The organism is Vibrio sp. THAF190c (assembly GCF_009363355.1).
GTDB lineage: Bacteria > Pseudomonadota > Gammaproteobacteria > Enterobacterales > Vibrionaceae > Vibrio > Vibrio fortis_A.
Window position 1 is genome coordinate 179,601 of record NZ_CP045340.1, and the last position, 21,272, is coordinate 200,872.

26 protein-coding genes and 2 pseudogenes are annotated in these 21,272 nt (G+C 43.0%); 21 read left to right on the forward strand and 7 right to left on the reverse strand.

The window, feature by feature from the left end:
• Nucleotides 1-40: 40 nt before the first annotated feature.
• Together FIV04_RS23490 and FIV04_RS23495 are read left to right on the forward strand one after the other, a co-directional pair.
• A complete protein-coding gene (locus FIV04_RS23490; RefSeq protein WP_152470843.1) occupies nt 41-901 on the forward strand; it encodes an SDR family oxidoreductase in 861 nt (286 codons plus the stop codon).
• A 176-nt stretch (nt 902-1,077) separates the two neighbouring features.
• The gene (locus FIV04_RS23495; protein ID WP_253895627.1) at nt 1,078-1,935 is read left to right on the forward strand and encodes an alpha/beta fold hydrolase; all 858 of its coding nucleotides are present in this window, start codon (nt 1,078-1,080) and stop codon (nt 1,933-1,935) included.
• A 106-nt stretch (nt 1,936-2,041) separates the two neighbouring features.
• Here the strand turns inward: FIV04_RS23495 and FIV04_RS23500 are convergent, their stop codons facing one another.
• The 5 genes from FIV04_RS23500 to FIV04_RS23520 all read right to left on the reverse strand — a co-directional run bounded on the left by FIV04_RS23500 (nt 2,042) and on the right by FIV04_RS23520 (nt 6,587).
• Nucleotides 2,042-2,809: an oxidoreductase gene (locus FIV04_RS23500; RefSeq protein WP_152470844.1), complete on the reverse strand. Its 768-nt coding sequence runs from the start codon at nt 2,807-2,809 to the stop codon at nt 2,042-2,044.
• A 10-nt stretch (nt 2,810-2,819) separates the two neighbouring features.
• On the reverse strand, nt 2,820-4,160 hold the full coding sequence (locus tag FIV04_RS23505) for an aldehyde dehydrogenase (RefSeq protein WP_152470845.1): 1,341 nt from the start codon (nt 4,158-4,160) through the stop codon (nt 2,820-2,822).
• A gap of 161 nt (nt 4,161-4,321) precedes the next feature.
• A complete protein-coding gene (locus FIV04_RS23510) occupies nt 4,322-4,630 on the reverse strand; it encodes a helix-turn-helix transcriptional regulator (protein WP_152470846.1) in 309 nt (102 codons plus the stop codon).
• Nucleotides 4,631-4,855: 225 nt separating this feature from the next.
• Nucleotides 4,856-5,608: a nitroreductase family protein gene (locus FIV04_RS23515; RefSeq protein WP_152470847.1), complete on the reverse strand. Its 753-nt coding sequence runs from the start codon at nt 5,606-5,608 to the stop codon at nt 4,856-4,858.
• A 103-nt stretch (nt 5,609-5,711) separates the two neighbouring features.
• A complete protein-coding gene (locus FIV04_RS23520; RefSeq protein WP_152470848.1) occupies nt 5,712-6,587 on the reverse strand; it encodes a LysR family transcriptional regulator in 876 nt (291 codons plus the stop codon).
• A 210-nt stretch (nt 6,588-6,797) separates the two neighbouring features.
• Here FIV04_RS23520 and FIV04_RS23525 point away from each other — a divergent pair, with 210 nt between their 5' ends.
• Nucleotides 6,798-7,097, forward strand: a complete 300-nt coding sequence (locus tag FIV04_RS23525; protein ID WP_152470849.1) for a Dabb family protein — start codon at nt 6,798-6,800, stop codon at nt 7,095-7,097.
• A 128-nt stretch (nt 7,098-7,225) separates the two neighbouring features.
• The gene (locus FIV04_RS23530) at nt 7,226-7,822 is read left to right on the forward strand and encodes a short chain dehydrogenase (protein WP_152470850.1); all 597 of its coding nucleotides are present in this window, start codon (nt 7,226-7,228) and stop codon (nt 7,820-7,822) included.
• A gap of 127 nt (nt 7,823-7,949) precedes the next feature.
• On the opposite strand, the gene FIV04_RS23535 is transcribed toward FIV04_RS23530, so the two are convergent.
• On the reverse strand, nt 7,950-9,653 hold the full coding sequence (locus tag FIV04_RS23535; RefSeq protein WP_152470851.1) for an FAD-dependent oxidoreductase: 1,704 nt from the start codon (nt 9,651-9,653) through the stop codon (nt 7,950-7,952).
• Between the two features lie 145 nt (nt 9,654-9,798).
• Here FIV04_RS23535 and FIV04_RS23540 point away from each other — a divergent pair, with 145 nt between their 5' ends.
• From FIV04_RS23540 to FIV04_RS23640, 17 genes and pseudogenes are all read left to right on the forward strand, one after another.
• Nucleotides 9,799-10,110, forward strand: coding sequence for a metalloregulator ArsR/SmtB family transcription factor (locus FIV04_RS23540; protein WP_152470852.1), 312 nt, complete (start codon nt 9,799-9,801; stop codon nt 10,108-10,110).
• Complete coding sequence (locus FIV04_RS23545; protein WP_152470853.1) at nt 10,111-10,533, forward strand: YeeE/YedE family protein; 423 nt, start codon at nt 10,111-10,113, stop codon at nt 10,531-10,533.
• Nucleotides 10,534-10,956: a YeeE/YedE family protein gene (locus tag FIV04_RS23550; RefSeq protein WP_152470854.1), complete on the forward strand. Its 423-nt coding sequence runs from the start codon at nt 10,534-10,536 to the stop codon at nt 10,954-10,956.
• Between the two features lie 609 nt (nt 10,957-11,565).
• A complete protein-coding gene (locus FIV04_RS27220) occupies nt 11,566-11,805 on the forward strand; it encodes a hypothetical protein (protein ID WP_253895630.1) in 240 nt (79 codons plus the stop codon).
• A 12-nt stretch (nt 11,806-11,817) separates the two neighbouring features.
• Nucleotides 11,818-11,877, forward strand: a pseudogene (locus FIV04_RS27345) (FRG domain-containing protein); the annotation flags it as partial.
• Between the two features lie 39 nt (nt 11,878-11,916).
• Nucleotides 11,917-12,354, forward strand: a complete 438-nt coding sequence (locus FIV04_RS27225) for a hypothetical protein (protein ID WP_253895632.1) — start codon at nt 11,917-11,919, stop codon at nt 12,352-12,354.
• Nucleotides 12,355-12,485: 131 nt separating this feature from the next.
• Nucleotides 12,486-13,064, forward strand: a complete 579-nt coding sequence (locus FIV04_RS23560) for a hypothetical protein (RefSeq protein WP_152470855.1) — start codon at nt 12,486-12,488, stop codon at nt 13,062-13,064.
• 559 nt (nt 13,065-13,623) lie between these two features.
• Nucleotides 13,624-14,016, forward strand: a complete 393-nt coding sequence (locus FIV04_RS23565; RefSeq protein ID WP_152470856.1) for a hypothetical protein — start codon at nt 13,624-13,626, stop codon at nt 14,014-14,016.
• 246 nt (nt 14,017-14,262) lie between these two features.
• A complete protein-coding gene (gene tnpA / locus FIV04_RS23575) occupies nt 14,263-14,700 on the forward strand; it encodes an IS200/IS605 family transposase (RefSeq protein WP_152470858.1) in 438 nt (145 codons plus the stop codon).
• 91 nt (nt 14,701-14,791) lie between these two features.
• Nucleotides 14,792-15,271, forward strand: a complete 480-nt coding sequence (locus FIV04_RS23580; protein ID WP_152470859.1) for a hypothetical protein — start codon at nt 14,792-14,794, stop codon at nt 15,269-15,271.
• Nucleotides 15,272-15,749: 478 nt separating this feature from the next.
• Nucleotides 15,750-16,373: a DUF3885 domain-containing protein gene (locus tag FIV04_RS23595; RefSeq protein ID WP_152470860.1), complete on the forward strand. Its 624-nt coding sequence runs from the start codon at nt 15,750-15,752 to the stop codon at nt 16,371-16,373.
• Between the two features lie 139 nt (nt 16,374-16,512).
• A complete protein-coding gene (locus tag FIV04_RS23605) occupies nt 16,513-16,905 on the forward strand; it encodes a hypothetical protein (RefSeq protein ID WP_152470861.1) in 393 nt (130 codons plus the stop codon).
• A 134-nt stretch (nt 16,906-17,039) separates the two neighbouring features.
• Entirely contained in the window at nt 17,040-17,690 is a 651-nt protein-coding gene (locus FIV04_RS23615; protein WP_152470863.1) for an SMI1/KNR4 family protein, read from the forward strand.
• Between the two features lie 116 nt (nt 17,691-17,806).
• The gene (locus tag FIV04_RS23625; RefSeq protein WP_152470864.1) at nt 17,807-18,268 is read left to right on the forward strand and encodes a hypothetical protein; all 462 of its coding nucleotides are present in this window, start codon (nt 17,807-17,809) and stop codon (nt 18,266-18,268) included.
• Nucleotides 18,258-18,575 carry a hypothetical protein gene (locus FIV04_RS27035; RefSeq protein ID WP_253895635.1) on the forward strand — a complete coding sequence of 106 codons (318 nt, stop codon included), beginning with the start codon at nt 18,258-18,260 and terminating at the stop codon, nt 18,573-18,575. The genes FIV04_RS23625 and FIV04_RS27035 overlap by 11 nt, the downstream gene beginning before the upstream one ends.
• Before the next feature lie 138 nt (nt 18,576-18,713).
• Nucleotides 18,714-19,064: a cupin domain-containing protein gene (locus tag FIV04_RS23635; protein WP_152470865.1), complete on the forward strand. Its 351-nt coding sequence runs from the start codon at nt 18,714-18,716 to the stop codon at nt 19,062-19,064.
• A 147-nt stretch (nt 19,065-19,211) separates the two neighbouring features.
• Complete coding sequence (locus FIV04_RS23640; RefSeq protein ID WP_152470866.1) at nt 19,212-19,637, forward strand: hypothetical protein; 426 nt, start codon at nt 19,212-19,214, stop codon at nt 19,635-19,637.
• A gap of 561 nt (nt 19,638-20,198) precedes the next feature.
• On the opposite strand, the pseudogene FIV04_RS23645 reads toward FIV04_RS23640, so the two are convergent.
• Nucleotides 20,199-21,224: pseudogene (locus FIV04_RS23645) on the reverse strand (IS110 family transposase).
• Nucleotides 21,225-21,272: the final 48 nt, after the last annotated feature.

The following is a 21,272-nucleotide window of genomic DNA, read 5'->3' on the forward strand; positions in this document are numbered from 1 at the left end:
TGTCGGAACAAATTAACGCTCAGCTCGATAGGAGAACATCATGGATATTTTAGTATTAGGCGCAACAGGTAACACAGGCTCTGAAGTAGTTCGTCAGCTTAAACTCAAAGGCGCAAACTTTGGTGTGATGGTTCGTAAGGCGAAATCCGCAGAAACGATGGGTTTGAAAGCTGAGCAGGTTCGTGAAGGTGACTTCTCTGATATTGAATCGATGAAAGATGCAATGAAAGGCGTTAAGCGTATCTACGTTTCTATGCCCATTCACCAAGATAACGAACTATGGGTGGCGAATGTGATTGAAGCGGCACAAGCTGCGAACGTAGAACATGTTGTTAAACTTTCGGGCATGGGTGCAAAAATCGATGCAGGTTCCGAGATCATCCGAACTCATGTTATTACTGACAACTTGCTTAAAGCATCCAATCTACAGTGGACTATTATTCAACCGAATTCGTTCTTTCAGAACTTGTACGGAAGTCTAGAAACCATCAATAGCATGGGCCAATTCTTCTTGCCATTGGCGGACGCAAAACAGAGTGTGGTTGATATTCGAGATGTGGCAGCGGTTGTCGTTGAGTCGTTGACCAGTGATGGTCATCATGGTCAAACATATCTGTTATCCGGCCCAGAGGCTCTGACTTTTGCTGAGCAAGCAGCAGTGTTGTCGCAGGCTACGGGAAAAAACATCGAATACGTTGCCATCTCTGAGGAAGCTTTTGCTAGTGCCATTAAAGAGGCGGGAATGGACGAGTGGTTTGCTAACGCACTGGCCGAGATCATGGCGTGGTTTGCCACTGGTGCTTATACAGAAGTCACCGACACTGTGGAACGAGTGACAGGTAAGCCAGCCAGAACCTTCTCTGATTTTGCCGGCGAGTTTGCTCACGCTGTTGTGAAGTAGATATAGTAAGAAATGATTGCCAACCAAAGCACCTGAATCGGGTGCTTTGTTGTATTTGGTCGGTTCAAATTTGCAACACACGCACTCTCAATTTATAAAATTAACCTTCTGGAAAATTGGACTTTTAGTAACAATTAATTAACACTCTTTGAATTACAGATAAAGAGGTCGGATGAGTGATTAAGGAAGAGTTAGTACTAACAACAGAGGATGGGTTCACCATTTCTTGTTCGGTTTTTGTCCCTAATGGGAATGTAAAAGGCGGGGTGGTGATCAACTCCGCGACGGCTGTTCGTCAAAGTTACTATGAGAAGTTTGCCAAGTTTCTTACTGGGCAGGGATACATTGTTATCACCTACGATTACCGAGGCATTGGCCGTTCGTCTGTTGCGAATAGTCGTAATCGACAGCTGAAAATGAAGGCGTGGGGCAAGTATGATCTCGAAGCTGTGATCAGTTGGGCTAAGGAGAACCACGGTGAGCTCGATTGGCACTGCGTAGGGCATAGTGTTGGTGGACAGATACTCGGTTTTGCAGAAAGTAATAACTTCTTCAAGAGCGTTTATTGTGTCTCTTCTCAAAGCGGTTACTGGGGACATTGGGAGGGCATGAACAAGGCGCGCATCTTTGCTATGTGGTTTGCTATTGTGCCATTACTATCCACTGTTTTCGGTAAAGTGCCGGGCGTGTTTTTGGGTGGAGAGTCATTACCAGAGTCTATCGCCAAGCAGTGGGCATATTGGGGCAGGCATCCCCACTATATTGTGGATAAGCAAGGTACGCCAATACGTTCTGGCTTTGAACAGCTATCTTGCAAAATGAAGTTTCTGCAAATTGATGATGACTACGAGTTTGCTCCACCAAAATCAGTACAAGCACTGGCGAGTTTTTATCAACAAGCGGATGTAGAAGTCGCGAAAGTCTCTTCAAAGGAACACGGAAGCCGAATTGGTCACTTTGGTTTCTTTAGGTCTAAACATCAGCAAAGCCTTTGGCAGGATGCGCTTGGATGGCTTGAGCTTCAAAGCAGCTAGAGCTTTTTACAAAGATTCCTCATTTGAAGGTTTGAGAAAAGCAAAAAGGCACATTGATGAATGTGCCTTGCTATTAATTAGCTCGGATTACTTTTTGAAGCTCGAATCAAAGCTCGAATAACACATCGGTACGAATGATGTGCTTAACGCCTGAAAGAATTGGTGCTGAGCCGTGTAGACAATGGAATGGGTGAGTCCCGTGTGGGAAACACAACACGCTTCCGCTTGGCGTTCTTATCGATTCAATATTGGCCCCTTCATGTTGGCGAGCGGGTCTAGTCGGGTCATCACGGTTGACCATAAACTGGGTTTCGCCACCAACAAAATCATCCGTTAATAGAATCAGAAAGGTGTACATACTCCAACGATCACCAAAGGCATCATCGACTAACTGATTATCGACAACTTGGCTTCCCGGCCATGAACCGTCAATGTGCATTTTGAAATAGTCGCCTTGTTCGTAACGATAAAATCGAAAACGACCATTGATCCCAAGTGGTTGCTTGTTGCCAAAGTGTCCGTATTGGTCACTGAAGTGATCGCGGCAGCGTTGCCAAATTTGCTCCAAGGTCTCAGTGTCGGCAATGAAGTTGAGGTTGCTGTTGTGGCGAATCTCTCTTGGTAATGACACCGCAGCATCTTCGGTAAAACCAAGCTCGTTGGTCGCTGCCAATATGCGCTTTACTTCTTCAGGTTTTAACACATTCAGCAATTGAAATGCCCCTGGTACGTTGTCGACCTCTTTTCGCGTTACGCCTTGGTATTCACTGTCGAGCAAAAACGGGTTTTGATTCTTAGGTGCCCATACAGGTAAGTCGTTCCGTTGAGTGCCAGACTCTCTTCTGACAACATAAAATGATTCGTTATTCGTCATTGGTCTTTCCTTATTTTGAAACGACTCGAACTTGTGCAAACTGGCGGTGGCCATCGACCGAACCGTGGAAACCTAAACCACTTTGCTTTGCGCCAACCCAAGGTGCGTCGCCACTGCCGCCTTGGCCTTGGTTAATTCCTACCATGCCAGCCTCAAGCTCTTCCGCAACGTCTTGAGCACCTTGGTTACCGAAGACGACTGCACCCAATCCATATTCACTGTCGTTTGCTCTTTCGATTGCTGCTTCAACGTCTGAGTAACGGCTGATCGCAACAACAGGGCCAAAGGTCTCTTCTGTTTCTATCTTCATTTCTGGCGTCATCCCAGTGATCACCGTTGGGCGGATATAACGCTCAGGTTGCTGTGAACCGCCTAGTAAAATCGTGGCGCCTTTCTCTTCTGCATCTTTGATTTGTTCAACGATCTTGGCGTGTTGTGTTGCGTTGATGATGGGACCAATGTTGACGCTTGGCATATCCCAAGGGCCAATTTGGTACATGTTGGCGATTTCGGTAACGCGTTGTTCAAATTTATCGGCGATACGTTCATCAACGTAGATACGCTCTATAGAGGTACACATTTGGCCCGAGTTCTCAAAGCTACCTGCCACGGCAAAGCGTGCCGCTTGTTCCAGGTTAGCATCGCGCATGACGATCATTGGGTCTTTACCACCCAACTCCATAACAAGGCGTTTCACCTTAGAAGCCGCGCGCGCCATGATGTCTTGACCTGCGACTTTAGAGCCTGTGAATGCGATCATCTGGATATCGCTTTCGACTAAGGCTTTTCCTGTCTCTCGGTCGCCATGAACAATGGTCAACACGTCGTCAGGAAGATGTTTATTGAGTTCGCCGAAGAAGGCTTCCGCCACTAAAGGTGTCTCTTCTGATGGCTTCAAAATCACGGTGTTACCCGCCACCAGTGCAGGAACAATCAGGTTATTGGCCATCATGACGGGATAATTCCAAGGCGAAATTACACCAACAACACCCAGAGGTCGGTACTGGAGTTCCGTGCCACCAGAAAGTTGACGGGTACTGAGTGCGCGCGCTGCATCTTGTGCGTAATGTTGCCCCATGTACACCGCACCGCCTGCCTCGCCCGTTGCTCTGCGAATGTCTTTACCCATTTCACGGGCAAGCAGTTCAGAGAATGAATCTGTTAGGTGGTCGATCGCTTGGTATGCGTTATTGATGATTCGTGCTCGCTCAGGCAGCGGTGTTTTGCGCCAAAATTTTTGAGCGGCTTTCGCTCTGGCAACCGCGGCATTAACTTGCTGTGTTGTTGAGTTTTCAACTTCGCCCAACAACTCTCCATTGCTAGGGTCAAAAGATTGAATAAGGCTGGTCATACTCATTGTCTCCAAGTATTTGTATTTATTACGCTGAAGGCTTCCTCTCCGGGCTTATCTTCAACTTTTTTTGTAATTTTTCGATAACTAGATATCTAAAAATCTCGATATGTGGTTTTAAATAAATAGGGAGGTGTAAAACATGCTCCCTGTTTATGGAATTAAAGTGAGTCGTTCAGCTGAGCAAGGAACAGCTCAATGATCTCGTCGTTTCGCTTGTAGTAAGTCCAAGAACCAATGCGCTTTGAGCTGACGAGGTTCGCTCGCTGCAAGTTCGACAAGTAAGAAGAGACAGTCGATTGTGATAAGCCACTTTTCTCTTGAATAATACTGACACAAACGCCTTCAACTTCAGCATCAACGAGCTGTTTCTCGAGATTGAAGTGTTCATGTGGCGACTTAAGCCAATGCAAGAAGTTACGTCTTACCGGGTTGTTAATCGATTTTAGAACTTCGTTGATATCTAACATGTCGAATGGTTTCTTATCTTGATACTACGTTGGTTGATGATGCAGAGCATACGCCTAAAAATAGGATATCGCAATATTTCGAAATGTTGTTTGGGCCATGTTTTTGTTCTATGGTATAGCCAAATGAAGGAAGTATAAGCGTGTGAAAGGCACCAAATAAAGGGTGCGAGAATACGAAAACAGCCTCAAACACTGAGTTCGAGGCTGTTGCTTTTTAGGCTAGTGTTAAAGCGTATCGGTGAACTCAAAGCCTTGGCTGTTCAGAGTTTTTGCAACCTCTGGGAAGTAAATGTTGCTGTAGAACTGCGCTGTTTGCGCTGTGTAGCTTGGCATCTCGGTGAGGCCGATGCTGTCCCACCACTGACGCAGGTCGATGTCGTATTGAATTGCGCCCGTCGCGACTTTTTCGGTGTCGTATTTCTCATTCATTGCGAAGCTTTCTAACGCAACTCGAGGTTTGACTGCTGATGCTACTTCGGTATCAATAACGCCAATCGTTGAGCCAAGAGCAGGGTAGGTGTTCTTAGGCAGCTCAAGTAAGTCAATCATAGCTTGAGGGTTTGCACGAATACCGCCTATAACGGTTGTGCCATAGCCAAGGGATTCAGCAGCGGTTTGTAGTGCATTAACAGCAATCCCAGCATCAACCGATCCAACGACAATACCTTCTGCAGATTTCGAAATGACCATCTCTTGCCCTGCATGTTTCATCGCAGCATCTGAACGGTTGTAATCAATCACTACCGTGACAAACACGTCAGCAGTAGCAACTTGTGGTTGTCCACCCGCGATTTCTGCAATCTGTTTAATCTTCTCTTTATCACGAGTAACAACCAGTGACACTTGTTGGCCATTGATGGATGTTGGTGCCTGTTGGGCCGCACGCAGAATTAGAGTTAAGTCTTCATCTTTCACTGACTCGCCCGTGAAGTTGCGAATTGAGCGACGATTAAGTAGTTGTTCGATGGTCTGGTTCATTTTGAGTACCTATGTCTTGTTTCGACTGTGTGACCATCTTACTTTTTCGTTGTGCTTGTTGTAGGGCGCTACTGGTTGAATTGGTTTTAACCAAAAGTTAAAGTTAACTGCACTCTAGAAGGTAATCGATTAACGCTTTTACTCGTATGGGCATATAACTACGAGAAGGATAATAGAGCCAGACTGGTGCAGAAGGTGGTTTGAAATCATCGAGAACAGAGATCAAATTACAGTCATCTTCTTCAAGGTAGCTCTGCGCCACTAAAGTAATGCCAAAACCAGCGGCTGCCGCGAGATAGGCTGAGTTAGGGTTGTTGACGACCAGCTTGGATTCGAGGGTGAACTGAGAGACTTTTTCACCTTCCACAAACGTCCACGGGTTAATGCGCCCTGTTGTTGGTGAGCGGTAGTTAATGCACTGATGATCCTGAAGGTCATTAGGTGTCAATGGTTCACCATGTTTATCAACATAAGACTTTGAGCAGACATAAAGCAATTGCAGATCGTAATAAGGGCGGGCAATTAGGCGGCTGTCTTCGTTAATACGATTTCCCACACCTAAGTCAAAGCCGTTCTCAATCAGATCATGGGCTTTGTCGTCGAAGTGAACATCAAGTACCACTTCCGGATGCAGTTGCATGAACTCGAGCAGCTTAGGGTAGACAATGGTCTGTCCAAAATGCACGGGTAAGTTGATTTTGATTTCACCTCGCATCTCTGTACTGGCGTCCATGCTAAGGCTGACGTTTTCATCTAACGCTTCTACAAGATCAACGGTGCGGTCAAATAACTGTTTACCTTCGATAGTGAGCGTTAATGCATGAGTGGAGCGATGAAACAATCGCTGATTGAGCACTTTTTCCAGCTGTGAGATCGATTTGCTGATCGCGGCTGGAGATACGCCAAGCTTTCGTGATGCTGCAGAAAAGCTGCCTTGCTTTACAACATCGATGAATGTCGGTAACTGAGAAGGAATCATCTTTAACTTTTGGTAATAACCAATAGGGTTGCTGGGTTTATATAGTTTATAAGCCTATCTTGATGAAATACAACTTGAGAAGCGAACATCGTCTTGTGGGAATTGAGATCTGAGTAGAAGCATTGGTCTTGTTGTTTGAGACACAATCACTCTCCTCATTGTTGATATAAATACCCGTAAGCACTGCGTTGAACAGAAAAGGATGAACTCGTGATAAGACATATCTTGCTAATTAAATTCAAACCAGAAAGCACTCAAGAGCAGATTGAAGAACTGATGGCGATGTTCGTTTCAATGACCGACAAGGTTGATGGTGTGACTGACGTTGAATGGGGAGAAAACAACAGCCCAGAAGGAAAGAACAAGGGTTACACACACTCTGTTTTTATGACGTTTGCAGATGAGGCAGGACGTGAGAACTACTTACCTCACTCAGAACATGATGCGTTGAAGAACGTCTTTAGACCGATATTAGATGACATCGTCGTATTTGACTATCAACCTGCGTAGTTGCTGATTCATAGGGCGTGGTTACTTTCAACTTTAAGTTAAAGGTCAAACAACCATTAACCCTCTACTGGGATTAAATAGCTTTCGACATAATGGCTCCACATCGAAACACAATAACGGAGTCAGTGATGAAAAAAGTATTAGTATTAGGTTCTACAGGTCTTGTTGGTAGCGCATTAGTAGAGAAGCTAAAGGGTTCTGCTGAAGTGGTTGAAGCATCATTCAACCATGCTGAAAACCCATTCGATATTTCAAACCCTGAGTCATTGAAAGCCTTATTCGAAAAAGTGGGCAAAGTAGACGCAATTCTTTGTACAGCAGGTGTCGTTAATATGTCTGACTGGGCAACGGCTGATGACTCTGAGTGGGAATTTGGTATCCATAATAAGATGATGGGCCAAATCAATACGATGCGCTTTGGTGAGAAATATGTGAATGATGGCGGTGCTATTGTTCTATCAACTGGCGTTCTTGCTCAGTACCCATTCAAAGGCAGCAGCATTGTTACAACAGTTAATGCAGCGGTTGAAGCGGCAGTGAAATCAGCAGCCGTTGAAGTAGAGCGCATCCGTTTCAACGCGGTATCACCGGGTTGGGTTGCGGAAACTATGGTTGCTATGGGTATGGACCCTGAACCGGGTATGCCAGCGGCCGATGTGGCGCAGCATTACATCAACCTAATGAACGAAAGCACATCAGGCGACGTTGTGGTCGCAATGAAGTAATGCTTAAGGGCCAACTCCGTTTTAGAGTTGGCCTCAATCCAAGTCTAGCTTTGCACTTTCGATAAATTGGATTTGGGTGTCAGAGGTGAATGTGTGGTTTACTCACTCACCTCTGTTGTTAGAACCTTTAAGCATTCGCAAACTTAAAGGTTCGATAGCCACCGATTAAGTTCCTCGCTTTAAACCCGTTGTTTACCAGTTGGCGATAGGCCACATTACCTCGTAATCCTACTTGGCAGTAGATAATGATCTCTTTATCTTTTGGTAGCTCATTCATACGCTGACGAAGTTGATCGACGGGTATGTTGATAGCACCTGAAATAAATCCGACGTTTTCCAGCTCCGCTGGGTTTCGTACGTCCAACAGAACCTGATTGTCATTTAGATTTGTGACTTCATCAAAGTGGATCGGTGTTGCGTCACCTTTGATGATGTTGCTTGCCACAAAAGCAGCCTGGTTAATCACATCTTTGGCACTGCCATATGGCGGCGCGTAAGTGAGCTCTAAGTGCTGAAGCTGCTCGACAGTCATGCCTGCTCGTTGAGCAACGGCCATCACATCAATACGTTTATCGACACCATCTTTACCAACCGCTTGAGCACCCAGGATTTTTCCAGTGGATGGTTCAAACAGCATTTTTAATGAGACAATTTCTGCACCTGGGTAGTAACTGGCGTGGCTGGCGGTGTGCACGTAGACTTTTTCATACTCGACACCTTCACGCTTCAATTGCTTCTCGTTTTTACCTGTTGAGGCAACGGCAAGGTCAAAGATCTTACAGATGGCAGTGCCTTGTGTCCCTTGATAGGTTTCATTGCGTCCGAGCATGTTGTCGGCAGCCATTCGACCTTGGCGGTTTGCAGGCCCTGCAAGCGGAACTAACGTTTGTGCGCCAGTAACAAAATCTTTCTCTTCGATCGCATCACCGACAGCGTAGATATTTGGATCACTCGTTTGCATTGAATCGGTAGTGTAAATGCCACCTAATGCACCGATTTGAAGCCCAGCTTCTTTTGCCAACTTAGTCTCAGGACGTACGCCAATGGCCATGATCAAAATGTCCGTTGTGAGTGACTCACCGTTGCTAAGAACAAGGTTGAGCTCACCTTCAATATGTTGGTGATCTTCGTTTTCACCAGAGTCGATACTGGCCATATGTTGGTTCGGAATGTATTCGACCGCTTCAAGTGCAACGCCTAATTTAAGGTCAACACCTTTCTCGCGAATTTCAGCATGAGCAAAGCCCGCCATTTCACGATCTACAGGCGTCATCACCTGATCCGCCATTTCAATTAGTGTGGTTTTGATCCCCAACTGGTGGAAGGCTTCCATCATCTCTAAACCAATGAATCCGCCGCCAACTACCGTCGCGTGTTCAGGCTTATTCATTTGAATGGTTTTAATGATGCGATCCATATCTGGGATGTTGCGCAGCGAGTGAGTCAACGGGTTATCAATATCAGGAATTGGTGGAACCACCGGACCAGCGCCGGGGCTGAGTAAGAGGAAGTCATAGTTTTCAATATACTCACTACCATCAAGAAGATTCTTAATGGTGACCTGTTTGTTGTGTCGGTCGATGGATACGACTTCGCTCATAACGCGGACATCAACGTTGAATCGAGCTAAGAAGCTCTCTGGCGTTTGCAGCAGGAGTTTACTTCTATCTTCGATGTCGCCCCCTATGTGGTATGGCAAGCCGCAATTCGCAAACGAGACGAAACTTCCTCTTTCGAACATGATGATTTCTGCATCTTCACTCAAGCGACGAGCACGTGCGGCGGCTGATGCGCCACCTGCAACGCCACCAACAATAACAATTTTAGTCATAAGGTCACCTTTTAATCTTCTGATTGGCGACCACTATAAAACCCATAATTAGAAAAGTCTAATTTAAATTTAACTAAATTAGAATTGACTAATTTTAAGGGGTGAACCATCATAGTAGCCAGAGTTAAGTGATGAGATTGAATCGATGAACATTGAAGAGATGCGTGACAACGCAAATGAAACTGCCGAGTTTTTAAAATCGATGGCTCACCCCGACAGGCTGATGGTTTTGTGTCAGTTGAGTGGTGGTGAAGTAGGTTTCACGGAATTGCTGGAGTCTTCCCATTTAAGTCAATCTGCATTCTCACAACAGCTCACCGTGCTCAAAAAGAAGGGCTTGGTGAAAGTAAGAAAAGAAGCGCAGCAAGTGTTTTATTCGTTAGCCGATGACCGAGTCATGATGTTGATGGGGTCACTTCACAGCGTATTTTGTAAACATCAACAAGAGGAGAAGTAGATGGACTTTTCAATGCCTTGGCATGCGTTGGCTGGTGGTGCTTTGCTCGGCTTGTCCGCAGGCCTACTCATGTTATTTAGCGGTAAAGTCGCTGGTATCAGCGGGATTTTGGGTGGATTACTTACTCCGAAAGCGGGAGACCGATTATGGCGAGCGCTGTTTCTGTTTGGCATGGTGACCAGCATTGTATTTACACGCCCAATTGGTTTTGAATTGCCGGATTTAAGCACAATGAATCTTGGCTTAGTTGTGGTTGCTGGTGGATTGGTAGGTATCGGCACGCGCCTAGGCAATGGTTGTACTAGCGGACATGGCATTGTTGGTATGGGGCGTTTCTCTAAACGCTCAATCGTCGCAACCTGTACGTTTATGATTGTCGCGATTGTCGTTGTATTTGTTCGTCGTAATTTAGGAGTGCTCTAAATGAATCCTGTCTCTTTGTTTGTCGCTCTTTTGTCTGGTGTACTATTCGGTGCTGGAATGAACATCTCTGGTATGGTCGACCCTGCTAACATCTTTGCGTTTCTTGACATCACGGGGGCTTGGGATCCGAGTCTTGCGTTCGTGATGGGAGGAGCTTTGCTCGTATTCACGCCTTTCTACCATTTCATTATTAAACCTCGCAGTAAAACCATTGATGGCAATGCTATCAGCCTGCCTACGAATACAAAGATTGATCGCAAACTGATTTTGGGCGCATCTATTTTTGGCCTAGGTTGGGGAATAGGCGGTATTTGCCCGGGACCAGCAGTTGCCAGTTTGGGTGAGGGCAGTATTACCATCATCTCATTTATTGCGAGTATGCTGATTGGAATGAAGTTGGTTACTTTAGTCTCGAGTAAATAGCTGTATATCTTCTTTACTGATCTGCCGAAGTCGTATAGCTGATATATAGCAACCTCTAACCTAACTTCGTTTAATGGATATTTGAGCTCGCTCAGCACTACGCCGTTTCGTTTGTATAGGAACCGACACAACATCATAAAAGTGGGGCATGAGTAAGTCTTTGCCCAAAGTTAACTAGACTATTCACTTAGCTCTACAGCCTCACTCATAAGTAGGCCTTTTCTGTTTTGATACTCTATCCTCGCATTCGCATGTGTCGGCGAATTTCTTCCAAAAATTTGCGGGCCATCGTCACCTCCTCTCTCTGTTTATTTATACAGTATATTGGAGTTGGATTCGGTTTGAGTATGAAAAATAGCTTGTTTTGCCGAGAGTCTATTCTCGTTTAGTTGATAGAGGATTCGATAAGCTATTGTTATCCATATGATTCGCGCTATTTCTTCCTAGGATAACGCGCATGCTCGTTTTTATGTAAAGACAAAATGAGAAACGTGAAGTATATGCATTATATCTCAATGATTTATGATAGTTTTAAGGCAAGTTAGGCAAGTTAGGCAAGCAGAAAAACGAGCTGGCTTGTTATTAATAATGCTGTAAGTAAGGGTGGTAATGAAGATCGTAAACATAGAGTCAGTTTCTGATTTTGTAGATTATATAGAAGGTCTAGATAAAAAGAATGATCTATGGTTTAGGGGTGTTGCTTCTGAAGACCATAAGCCTGTACCAGGAATTGTGTGGCGTGATATTCAAGGAAAAGAAGGAGCTCTAGAGCATAGTTTTCTCGTTTCATTTAAATCTTATATAGGAAATGAAGAATTGAATGCTTGGGAAATTTTTGCTCTTATGTAACATCATGGATTACCTACAAGGCTACTTGATTGGTCTGAATCTGCTCTTGTTGCGCTTTATTTTGCATTGACTTCAGAACCTAATAACGATGGAGATAGAGTCGTTTGGGTCATGAACCCTTTTGAATTAAATAGAGTATGCGTTGGAGTAAATAATCTGTTTTGTCCTGCTGCAATTGCTGATAATACTATAAAGGTTAAAGATGATGATTTTAATCTTGATCTATATTTAGGACCTAATTTAAAACCAACAGGTATTGAAAGAAGGTTACCAGAAAGACCAATGGCTATTAATTCAACTCAGCATATAAAAAGAGTCTCAAGCCAAAAAGGTTGTTTTACTGTGCACGGATATTCTCCTTTAGGAATCGATAAATATTTTGAAAACTCAGATCATTTTCAAATGATTAAGATTCATGTCAAATCAAAGGAAAATAGGCTTAAAATGGTTAATACATTGGCATCATTGGGTATCGATGAAGAGTTCATTTATCAAGATTTAGATTCCTTATGTGACAAAATAAAAAGAACCAATGGAATTTACTTATAACAAAGGCATCAAGGTGACGCTTTACACTCGGCGGTTTTGGTATGGAGTTTGGTGCGCTTTGTTGGTTCTGTGGGGCACACCTTATCGCAGGCGTTAAGGCTCTCTGAATATAAGAATTTTATGGAGAATCAATGTTTCAACTTGAAGAATTACTTAAAGAGGCAAGGGATCTTATACTAGCTCCATTTCTTACTACGCTTGTTTTGGGGGGATTGACACTGGTAACACCTGAAAATGTAGACTTGGTACTAATAAGTGTAATTAAAGGGTTTATGCAGCTATCAGGTTTAAAACTTGCCTTATATACTGGATTGTTACTATGTGGTATATCTCTTTTTTGCATATCACAACCTTTTCTCCAGACATTGTTTAAAATGTTAACGACTTCCATATGTAAATGTGGTTATTCTTTTTCAATAGTTCTTTCTGGAGTTTGCTTAGGCTTAATAATTCCAATGGGTTTGGAAAAAATGAACTTTCAAGTTTCAGTTGGTGTTTTTATGGCGTCAATAATGTTCATGATGTATGCCGCCACATTCATGTTGACCTCATACTTTTCGTCACAGAGGCGTACTGACATTCCAGATGATTTAATAATTGATAAAATCGATAGATTATTAGTGGTTAGGGTGCTAGGGATAATTTTAGTCGTAATGTCCCTTGTTTGCTTCTATTTAGAACCGTGGCCAACAGTTTTTGAGGCTAACTAATGTTTAGTTCCAAAAGCCTTATCAAGGGTGACCCATTACACTCGGCATTTTTGGTATGGAGTTCGCTGTGCTTGGTGAGTTAGTCGTGGGGCACCTTATTGCAGGCGTTAGGGGTCATTAAGAGAATGAGCAAGGGAAGTAAAATATCGTTGTGGCTAGGCTTATGCTGTTTTTCAGTTTATGCCTTTATGTTGGTATTTCGTGCAGCGATTTATCCAGGGATGCACATTGCACCTGAAGATCCTTATGGCCTATCGGATATAGTTGAGTTTCTACTAACAATAGTTGTACTGGTATTAATGCTGGTGTCTTCAATTTCATCGCTAATTCTGCTCGTTCGTGGAAATTTACAAAGCAAAAAGTCAGCAGTAGCCTTGTTATTTCTGTGTGTCGCTATCTATTTTTCATATGAACCTTTGCATAAAATTGCAGCCAATTGGGGGGTATAGTGCTCGCGCCTAACAAGTTTATCAACCACCGCCACTGCGTGGCTGGACAGCCTAAACGCTGCTTCGCAGAAGGCTACCGGTTATAAATGTGTTAGTTGGCAGGTGGTTATATGGAAATTAATACCGACTTTGAGAAGATGAGCTTTCATGATGTATCTATCAATGATGTTTCCAGAAGTGACTCCAAGATCATCATCGTTCTCAGTGGTATTTTCATCAGCAAAGAGCACCCAGGTTCCAATGGAAAAGATCTAGTTGTTCAAAATGGGGTGATGACTCTATACAACGTGTCCAATGAAAAAAGCCTCACTTGGTTGAATGATGTGGCACCCGTCAGTCACAAAACTCCAGAGTACCCGATTGACGAAATTATGAATGCGAAGTTTGATGGGAGTACATTCTATTTTAATGGCTTTAAGGAAACGATGCCTTGGCATGAGTGGTTTATTCAAGCGACAAGTTTCAACTTGGTAGCTTTCGATGTTGTGGAAACAACCAGCTAACAAATTGTTCAAGAGTGATTCGGCACGCGTGGCATTTTTATTATGCGTTGATTTTAGTGGTTAAGGTATTATGCGGAGGCTTCGGTATTGCGTGTCTCATACCTTAACAAGGCGTTAGGGCTTTTATTGTCATCCCTAAACCACCGCCTTTGGCGGTGGTGATTGTTCCTAGGGGCTGTTGCCCGAAAACACGCCCATGTTAGAAGTAATGCTCTTATTCACCACAAGTAAGAGGAAACAAATAACATGGGCGATTATAGAAGTTCATCACACGTCTATTGGCGATGCAAATACCATATCGTTTGGACCCCAAAGTATCGGTTTAAAATTCTCAAGGGTAATGTTGCCAAGGAACTGTATAAGTCAATCTACATACTTTGCAATATGAAGGATTGTGAAGTACTGGAGTTAAATATTCAGCCAGATCACGTTCATCTAGTTGTTATCGTTCCACCAAAAGTTTCGATCTCAACATTGATGGGTATTTTAAAGGGTCGGTCTGCCATTCGATTGTTTAATAAGTTTGCCCACATTCGAAAGAAGCTTTGGGGTAATCATTTTTGGGCGAGAGGGTACTTTGTCGATACGATAGGTGTGAACGAGGCCATAATTCGGCACTACGTTAGACATCAAGACAAGAAAGACCAAGAGTATGAAGCGCAGTTAGAATTGAAGATGAACTAACAGCGTGGGAACGCCCCCTTTTAGGGGGCTGAAAACTAAAGCCGCCTTCTAAGAAGGCGGATTTTTACTCACTGTGATGTTCAGGGAAGATATGACAGAAATGAAATTTAGAGTGTCGATGGTCATAGGGGCATTATTATTTATGTTCGGGTGTGCCTCGAATCAAGAAATATTGAATAAATCAATATCAAAGGCGATAAGTGAGTATGAAAGTAACAAAGATTACTACGTACACCCAGAACTGATTGACGAAGCGATTGAACTAAGTGTTTTACAGGGTCTGAATCTTGACGATGCAATCGATAAACGAGTCAAGATTGCAGTTACACCTGAACAATGTATGAGAAATCAGAGTAGCCGAACAGTCAAAGAAATCGTAGCTCATTGCCCTGATGGCTATAGTGTTTTAGTCGGAAGCCAAAGTCAGACCATACTACAAGGGCATGTAAGAGAGTTTACTAAGCACTCTTTCAGAGAAAGTAATAGTAGTTGGTATGTGTCGTTTCAAACACCGGCAGATGCGACTTTTGATATATGTTTATCTGCGATCTGTTTTGAGCTTGTCGACTAATGTCAAAACTATTACAAACGGTTACTTTTGACACGTGTCTGTGGACAGAGCCCTAACAAAGCGTTCAAGAGGGACTTGGTACGCGTGGCATTTTCAATTTGCGTTGGGTTTAGTAGTTAAGGTGTTATGCGGTCACTTGTGTAGTGCGTGCGCGGCGTTATGTGTATTGGAGAAACCAGCTATGAGGCATGAACTTTGGATCGATCCGGATGGTCTAGATACTTTTTGTTTAAGTGGTAAGCACGGTGATGAAGCTCGAGCGTTGTTAGAGCCAAACTCAAAGTTGATTTGGACATGCGTTGCTGACAGCCACTTTGAAGCGATGACAAAATACTATAGGTTTCGCGGGTATGGAGTTTATGAAACAAATCATCCTGAACATGATAAAAAGTCATATAAAGAGCTGGGATTTGAGTGATGACACATAACAAATTGCTTAACAGGGCGTTATATTCATCGGGAAAACTGGAGGTAAATAATGATGAACATACAACTAGAAAAACCAGTCTTCTATCGTAATGAGTTTGCTTTGAGGTTTGAGTTAGGCCCTGATGACGTCGACATATGGTTGGATGACGACCGAACAAATTATAATGAACAGTATTTTGAAATTGCGATGAGTAGAGCGCTTAGCATCTATGAAGAAGCATTCAAACCTTCAGATAAGATCAAAGTCTGTTATCAAATTGTTTCTGATGGACGGAAGAAAATTAGAAAAAGTGACTACTTCTTTAAACTATTCAAGCCTCTGTGTGGTAAAGCTATAGAGTTTTCAGAGCATCGAGATATTTATATCGAAGATCTAGAGTTCAAAAGACACTGCTGGAAAAGAGTCACCATTTCAGGTGTAGACGTGTCAGAGTTAAATATAAAACCGATCATTCAGGCTTGTATTGACGGGGACTTTGGTGATCGCGGTCCAACCCTAGCAGTGCAACTGTTTATAATTAATTGTGATAAAGAACTGGTGTATCACCTCTATGATGATCGAGGTCTAGATGTTGCCGCCAGCAGTCAATGGGCTCTAGAAGACCTCTATCAAAATCAAAACCAGTTGTTACTCGATTACGATAAGCAATATATGGATAGTTTGTTCAAATGAATATAACAGACTGTTTCGCAACGCGTGGCATTTTCACTATGCGTTGGATTTAGTGTTTAGGGTGGTAGTATGCGGCAGGCAGCTTTGGTATTGCGTTGCTCACCCCTTAACAGGGTGTTTTGTGTAAAAGAGGATTATTATGTACTATCTTCCCAAGTTGTTGGCTGAGAAATTTGCCTACTTTGGTAAATTCTCAATATTCGGTATCTGGGCGATATCATTCGCTTCAGTGATCTTATTTATATTTATTGCATCTGCCATAGCTTCTTTGAACGCGCTATTGGTTGCTCCAGCATTTAGTATCTACCTAGTATTTGTTCTGGGAATCGTTTCGGCTAAGTTCTTTTCAAGAAAGAAAATCATCCTAACCGGCCCTGTCGCCGTAAGAATTGCTGCATCAGCTGCAGGAGAATCGGCTGCAAAAGTTGCAAAAACGCTTTCAGAAATAATTTTCTTGCTGTGCTTTTACTTTTTTCTGTTCGGGTGCGTATTTTTTGCGTTGTCACCTTTATTGTTTTGGGCATACACATAACAATTTGCTTAAGAGTGATTCGTAACGCTAGGCATTTTTTCTATGCGGTAGGTTTAGTGATTAAGGTGGAATGCAACGACTTGTTTTGTACGTTGTCTGTGGTTAAAGCTGGCGTTCTGCCTTGATGGAGAGTTATGAAATATAACGACATGGTTGAAAACTGGAAACGTTTTTCTGTTGCAATTGAGAATCTTGGTGGTGAAGTTCAATCACTATTTATAGATTCGCCAGCAACCGAGAAAGAAATAACGCTCCTTGAAAGTAACCTTGGTTTAAAATTGCCTCTATCTCTAAAGAAAGTACTACTTACTTTTTCTAAAAAAGTAGAGTTTCGCTGGTTCCTGCCTACTGGATATAAGCTTGATGGTAGTCTTTCACAAATATTTTCAGGTGATAGACATTGGTCATTGGATTGGATAGTTCAGTTTAACGACGATAAGAATGGCTGGAAAGATGAAGTATTTCCAAACAAAGATGATCCGTATGATTTGGTGTGGCACAACAAGCTAGCTTTTCATGAGGTTGGTAATGGCGATTACTTAGCTATTGATTTGTCGCAACCAGGTCGTGAGCCCGTTGTTTACCTTAGTCATGATGATGGTGAAGGGCATGGAATAGAACTAGCCAAAGACTTCAAGGAATTTCTTTTTATATCAAGCCGATTGGGTTGTGTGGGCGGAGAAGATTGGCAGTGGTTACCGTTCATTGAAGGAGGAAAGGGGGTTATAAACCCTGAATGTGATAACGCAGTGAAATTCAGAGAAGCATTGGGAGTTAAGGCATAACAAAGCAACCAAGGTTCTCCGTTATACTCGGCATTTTTGGTGTGGGGTACGGTGTGCTTTGTTGGTTCAGTGTGGGGCACCTTATCGCAGGCGTTAGACGTACAGACCGAGAAACGATGAAAATATTATATTCGGTCGGTTTACAGATCCGCTCTTATGATGTACTTGAACGCTTGTTAAATGTTAATACCTTCTTAGAGGGTGAGTTGGCTTTCCACAATTTATATCGAGAAGTTAAAGCAAGTGATTTTCCAATTGCTCAGGATTGCTTTGGTGATCAATTTCTTATTCGAGATAACTTGGTAGTTAAATTGAATGCTGAAACGGGTGATATTGATGAATTTGGTTGTACCTGGGAACAGTTTTTGGCTTGGGTTGACGAGGAACCAATTGAAAGATTGGGCATTCCAAGCGATTTGGAGCTAAAGGTTGGTCAGCTGCTATTCGCTTATCCGCCTTTTTGTACTGTTGAAGGCAGCAATGCATCAATAAAAGCAATTGATGGTATTGAGCTAATCAGCTTTCACGCGGATTTTGCAAGACAGCGTTATGTTCTATGGAGTAAGAATGGAAAATAATTCGGATTGGAAACTGGGACTTAGATATGGAAAGGATCAGACTCCCTACACTCATTTCACTGTGTTAGCGGATGGTACAGTCGTCGACAATTCACACGGCTTCGACTGTCCTATTGGTCCTGCTTTTATGGCAATTAAAGTTTGGGCACTGGATTCCGATCAAGCGTGTGACATGTTAAACGTTCTTGGTGAACAAGTAGGATTTCATGTTAAAGGAAAAGTTGAGATATATAAGACAGAGCCTGAAGAACCACCAAAGGAAAATCCTTTTGGCTATGGCATCAACTTTACGCCTTACAGAGAATAGATTCGAACATAACAACTATTTAAGAGTGATTCGTAACGCTGGGCGGTTGCGCTTCGCTCAAGTATAGCCAAGCGTCGCTCACACCATAATACGGCGTTATAGTGCTCAACAGTTCTCATGAATGGAAACTAAGAATAAATGATACGTAATTTTTACAGTTGTGATAAAGAAGTCGATAAAAACAGCCATGGCGGTGAAGGCTCAATTGATATCTACCGAGCATTTAGACGCAAAGATTTTTCAGGAGCTTGGGATTTTGCCATTAGAGTTGTAATGCCACCGGGAAGCTCCATGGGAGAGCATACTCATGGTGATGATGAAGAAATGTATATTATTTTAAAAGGTGAAGGGACCATGACTATTGAGGGAGAGTCTAGAAAGGTAACTTCTGGAGATATGATTGTGAATAAACCCCACGGTACACATGGCTTAATGAATACGTCTGACTCAGAAATCGAATTACTCATTATCCAAGCAAGTACGAAGTAAATCACCATAACAAATCGCTTAACAAGTAGGGACTAACGCTTGGTCATTTTTATCCGAATCTGAGTCAGTGTTTAGGGCACAGGTGTTAAGTTGGGTGGTATAGCAATATCGCCCGTAAGCTCATTCCTATTTATATAGAAAGCATATATGAAGTATTTTGTTATAGAGCCTGAAGTCGCAGGCGGTCTTGGTGAAAAAACTGAAGGCGACTTTTCTGTTTATCCTCCATTGGTAACTAACTTGCACTACGAGTTTCAAGGGTGGCTTGGTGATGATATCTTGGAATCTTTTCCGTGTTTTTTGGTATCTTACAACTTGTCGCAATCTCTTAAAAAGACATCTTTAACAGGCTTTGATTTGGACGCAGCCAAAATTACCACATCTGAATTATTTAATGAGCTTTACCCGAATAAAACACTTCCCGAGTTTCTGTGGTTGAAAGTAAATGGAAAAGCAGGTCAAGATGATTTTGGTATCACAGAAGGCTCTTTGCTTGTGGTTTCAAATGTAGCTTTATCACATTTGAAGCAATTTTCTTTTGAGAATGTCGAAGAGTTTGAGTTCGTTGGCTAACAAGATCATCAAGTTGATACGTTTTACTATGCATTTTTAGCGTGGAGTTTGCTAGGTTTTATCGGTTTAGTGAAGCGTTAGCAGTACAGGAGTAACATGGCTAAGCACAGATGGGAACTCACTATCGAAGGCTATAGTTATATCAATGAAACATCTACTATTCATGTAATGTCCTGCTAACAAATTGTTTAAGATCGATTCGCAACGCTTGGCATTTTAGATTCTACTTCAAATTTAATGTTTACAGTGCGTCGGTTTAGGTTGGGTGGAAGCATTGTTCACCCCTTAATGTAGCTATATGGATTCCCCTGGTTGTCAAACATCCGCTAAACTTATGTTGATGGGTTTTGGACTGCCGCTCTACATTCGGCCTACTTATTGACGATTCGCATACGTCGTGGCCCTGATGACTTTGCGCGACTGCGGTGCCTTATTCGTTAGATGACATCTCGTGTGTCCGCCGCATTAACAGGCTCTCCGCAAGTGGTCTTAACCTATCTCCATCATTAGCGTCTGCAATGACCCGGTGGGTTTAACTCTTTATGCTGCTTAAGGTTCTACTTAAGCAGCATAGTTTTCATATTCAGTTTGATTGTGTAAAAGCGACCATATAATTCGTGCGTTCTTCGCGGCAAGTGCCACTATCGCTCGATTCATTCCTCTGCGCTCTAGAACGCCTCGGCACCATTGACTTAGCTTATCTTGCTTGTCGCCAAGGTTGGCAATCACGGTCCTTGCGCCGTGAACTAATAGTGTTCATAAGTATTTATCACCGTGTTTGGTTATTCGACCTAACCGAGGCTTTCCTTCTGTGGATTATTGCTTTGGTACTAAGCCTAGCCAAGCAGAGAAGTCGCGACTTTTATCAAATTGAGAGCCATCACCTATCGAAGCGAGTATCGCTGTTGCGGTTTGTGGCCCAATACCTCGAACCTTCATCACTCGCTGGACATTAGTGCTGACCTTGGTAAAAGAATCGAAGACTTGTTCAGTATCGGCGATACGTTGGTTGAGTTCGTCAAGGTGGTGATAAGCATCAGCTATCAATGTTCTTGCTAGGAGTGGCAGTTCATTTTCTGCATCTTCGAGCATTAAGGGAACCTGTTTCATCAATGAAGAACGACCAACAGGAATGATTAATCCGAATTCCGAAAGCAGGGCACGCATGTGATTCATAAGCGCGGTTCGTTCACGAACCCAATGCTCTCTGATTCTATGTACAGATAGGATGGCTTGTTGTTCGGGGGATTTTATGGGCACAAAGCGAGTTGAGGGTCGCTGAACAGCTTCACAAATAGCAACAGCATCATTAAGGTCGTTCTTTCCCTTAGTTCGATAAGGAATTACGTATTTAACAGCCATAATGCGGGCGTCATGACCCAGTTTATTGAGTGTTCTGGCCCAATAATGTGCACTACCACACGCTTCAACGCCTATACGCATGAGTGGCATATTTGCTATTGTAGTCAATAGTTTAGAGCGTGTTACTGACTTATGAAGTATGACTTTACCATTTTGGTCTACGGCATGAAGGCTAAAGTGGTTTTTAGCTAGGTCGATACCGCAAAAATAAGAATAATCAGACATGGTGCCTCCGATGCATTTAAGTACCACATAAGTGTGGCAGATACTCGG

Bases quoted from the DNA above. Each gene is read 5' to 3' on its own strand.
- FIV04_RS23490 (WP_152470843.1), top strand. From the start codon at position 41: ATGGATATTTTAGTATTAGGCGCAACAGGTAACACAGGCTCTGAAGTA.
- FIV04_RS23500 (WP_152470844.1), bottom strand. From the start codon at position 2,809: ATGACGAATAACGAATCATTTTATGTTGTCAGAAGAGAGTCTGGCACT.
- FIV04_RS23505 (WP_152470845.1), bottom strand. From the start codon at position 4,160: ATGACCAGCCTTATTCAATCTTTTGACCCTAGCAATGGAGAGTTGTTG.
- FIV04_RS23510 (WP_152470846.1), bottom strand. From the start codon at position 4,630: ATGTTAGATATCAACGAAGTTCTAAAATCGATTAACAACCCGGTAAGA.
- FIV04_RS23515 (WP_152470847.1), bottom strand. From the start codon at position 5,608: ATGAACCAGACCATCGAACAACTACTTAATCGTCGCTCAATTCGCAAC.
- FIV04_RS23520 (WP_152470848.1), bottom strand. From the start codon at position 6,587: ATGATTCCTTCTCAGTTACCGACATTCATCGATGTTGTAAAGCAAGGC.
- FIV04_RS23530 (WP_152470850.1), top strand. From the start codon at position 7,226: ATGAAAAAAGTATTAGTATTAGGTTCTACAGGTCTTGTTGGTAGCGCA.
- FIV04_RS23535 (WP_152470851.1), bottom strand. From the start codon at position 9,653: ATGACTAAAATTGTTATTGTTGGTGGCGTTGCAGGTGGCGCATCAGCC.
- FIV04_RS23540 (WP_152470852.1), top strand. From the start codon at position 9,799: ATGAACATTGAAGAGATGCGTGACAACGCAAATGAAACTGCCGAGTTT.
- FIV04_RS23545 (WP_152470853.1), top strand. From the start codon at position 10,111: ATGGACTTTTCAATGCCTTGGCATGCGTTGGCTGGTGGTGCTTTGCTC.
- FIV04_RS23550 (WP_152470854.1), top strand. From the start codon at position 10,534: ATGAATCCTGTCTCTTTGTTTGTCGCTCTTTTGTCTGGTGTACTATTC.
- FIV04_RS27220 (WP_253895630.1), top strand. From the start codon at position 11,566: ATGAAGATCGTAAACATAGAGTCAGTTTCTGATTTTGTAGATTATATA.
- FIV04_RS27225 (WP_253895632.1), top strand. From the start codon at position 11,917: ATGAACCCTTTTGAATTAAATAGAGTATGCGTTGGAGTAAATAATCTG.
- FIV04_RS23560 (WP_152470855.1), top strand. From the start codon at position 12,486: ATGTTTCAACTTGAAGAATTACTTAAAGAGGCAAGGGATCTTATACTA.
- FIV04_RS23565 (WP_152470856.1), top strand. From the start codon at position 13,624: ATGGAAATTAATACCGACTTTGAGAAGATGAGCTTTCATGATGTATCT.
- tnpA (WP_152470858.1), top strand. From the start codon at position 14,263: ATGGGCGATTATAGAAGTTCATCACACGTCTATTGGCGATGCAAATAC.
- FIV04_RS23580 (WP_152470859.1), top strand. From the start codon at position 14,792: ATGACAGAAATGAAATTTAGAGTGTCGATGGTCATAGGGGCATTATTA.
- FIV04_RS23595 (WP_152470860.1), top strand. From the start codon at position 15,750: ATGATGAACATACAACTAGAAAAACCAGTCTTCTATCGTAATGAGTTT.
- FIV04_RS23605 (WP_152470861.1), top strand. From the start codon at position 16,513: ATGTACTATCTTCCCAAGTTGTTGGCTGAGAAATTTGCCTACTTTGGT.
- FIV04_RS23615 (WP_152470863.1), top strand. From the start codon at position 17,040: ATGAAATATAACGACATGGTTGAAAACTGGAAACGTTTTTCTGTTGCA.
- FIV04_RS23625 (WP_152470864.1), top strand. From the start codon at position 17,807: ATGAAAATATTATATTCGGTCGGTTTACAGATCCGCTCTTATGATGTA.
- FIV04_RS27035 (WP_253895635.1), top strand. From the start codon at position 18,258: ATGGAAAATAATTCGGATTGGAAACTGGGACTTAGATATGGAAAGGAT.
- FIV04_RS23635 (WP_152470865.1), top strand. From the start codon at position 18,714: ATGATACGTAATTTTTACAGTTGTGATAAAGAAGTCGATAAAAACAGC.
- FIV04_RS23640 (WP_152470866.1), top strand. From the start codon at position 19,212: ATGAAGTATTTTGTTATAGAGCCTGAAGTCGCAGGCGGTCTTGGTGAA.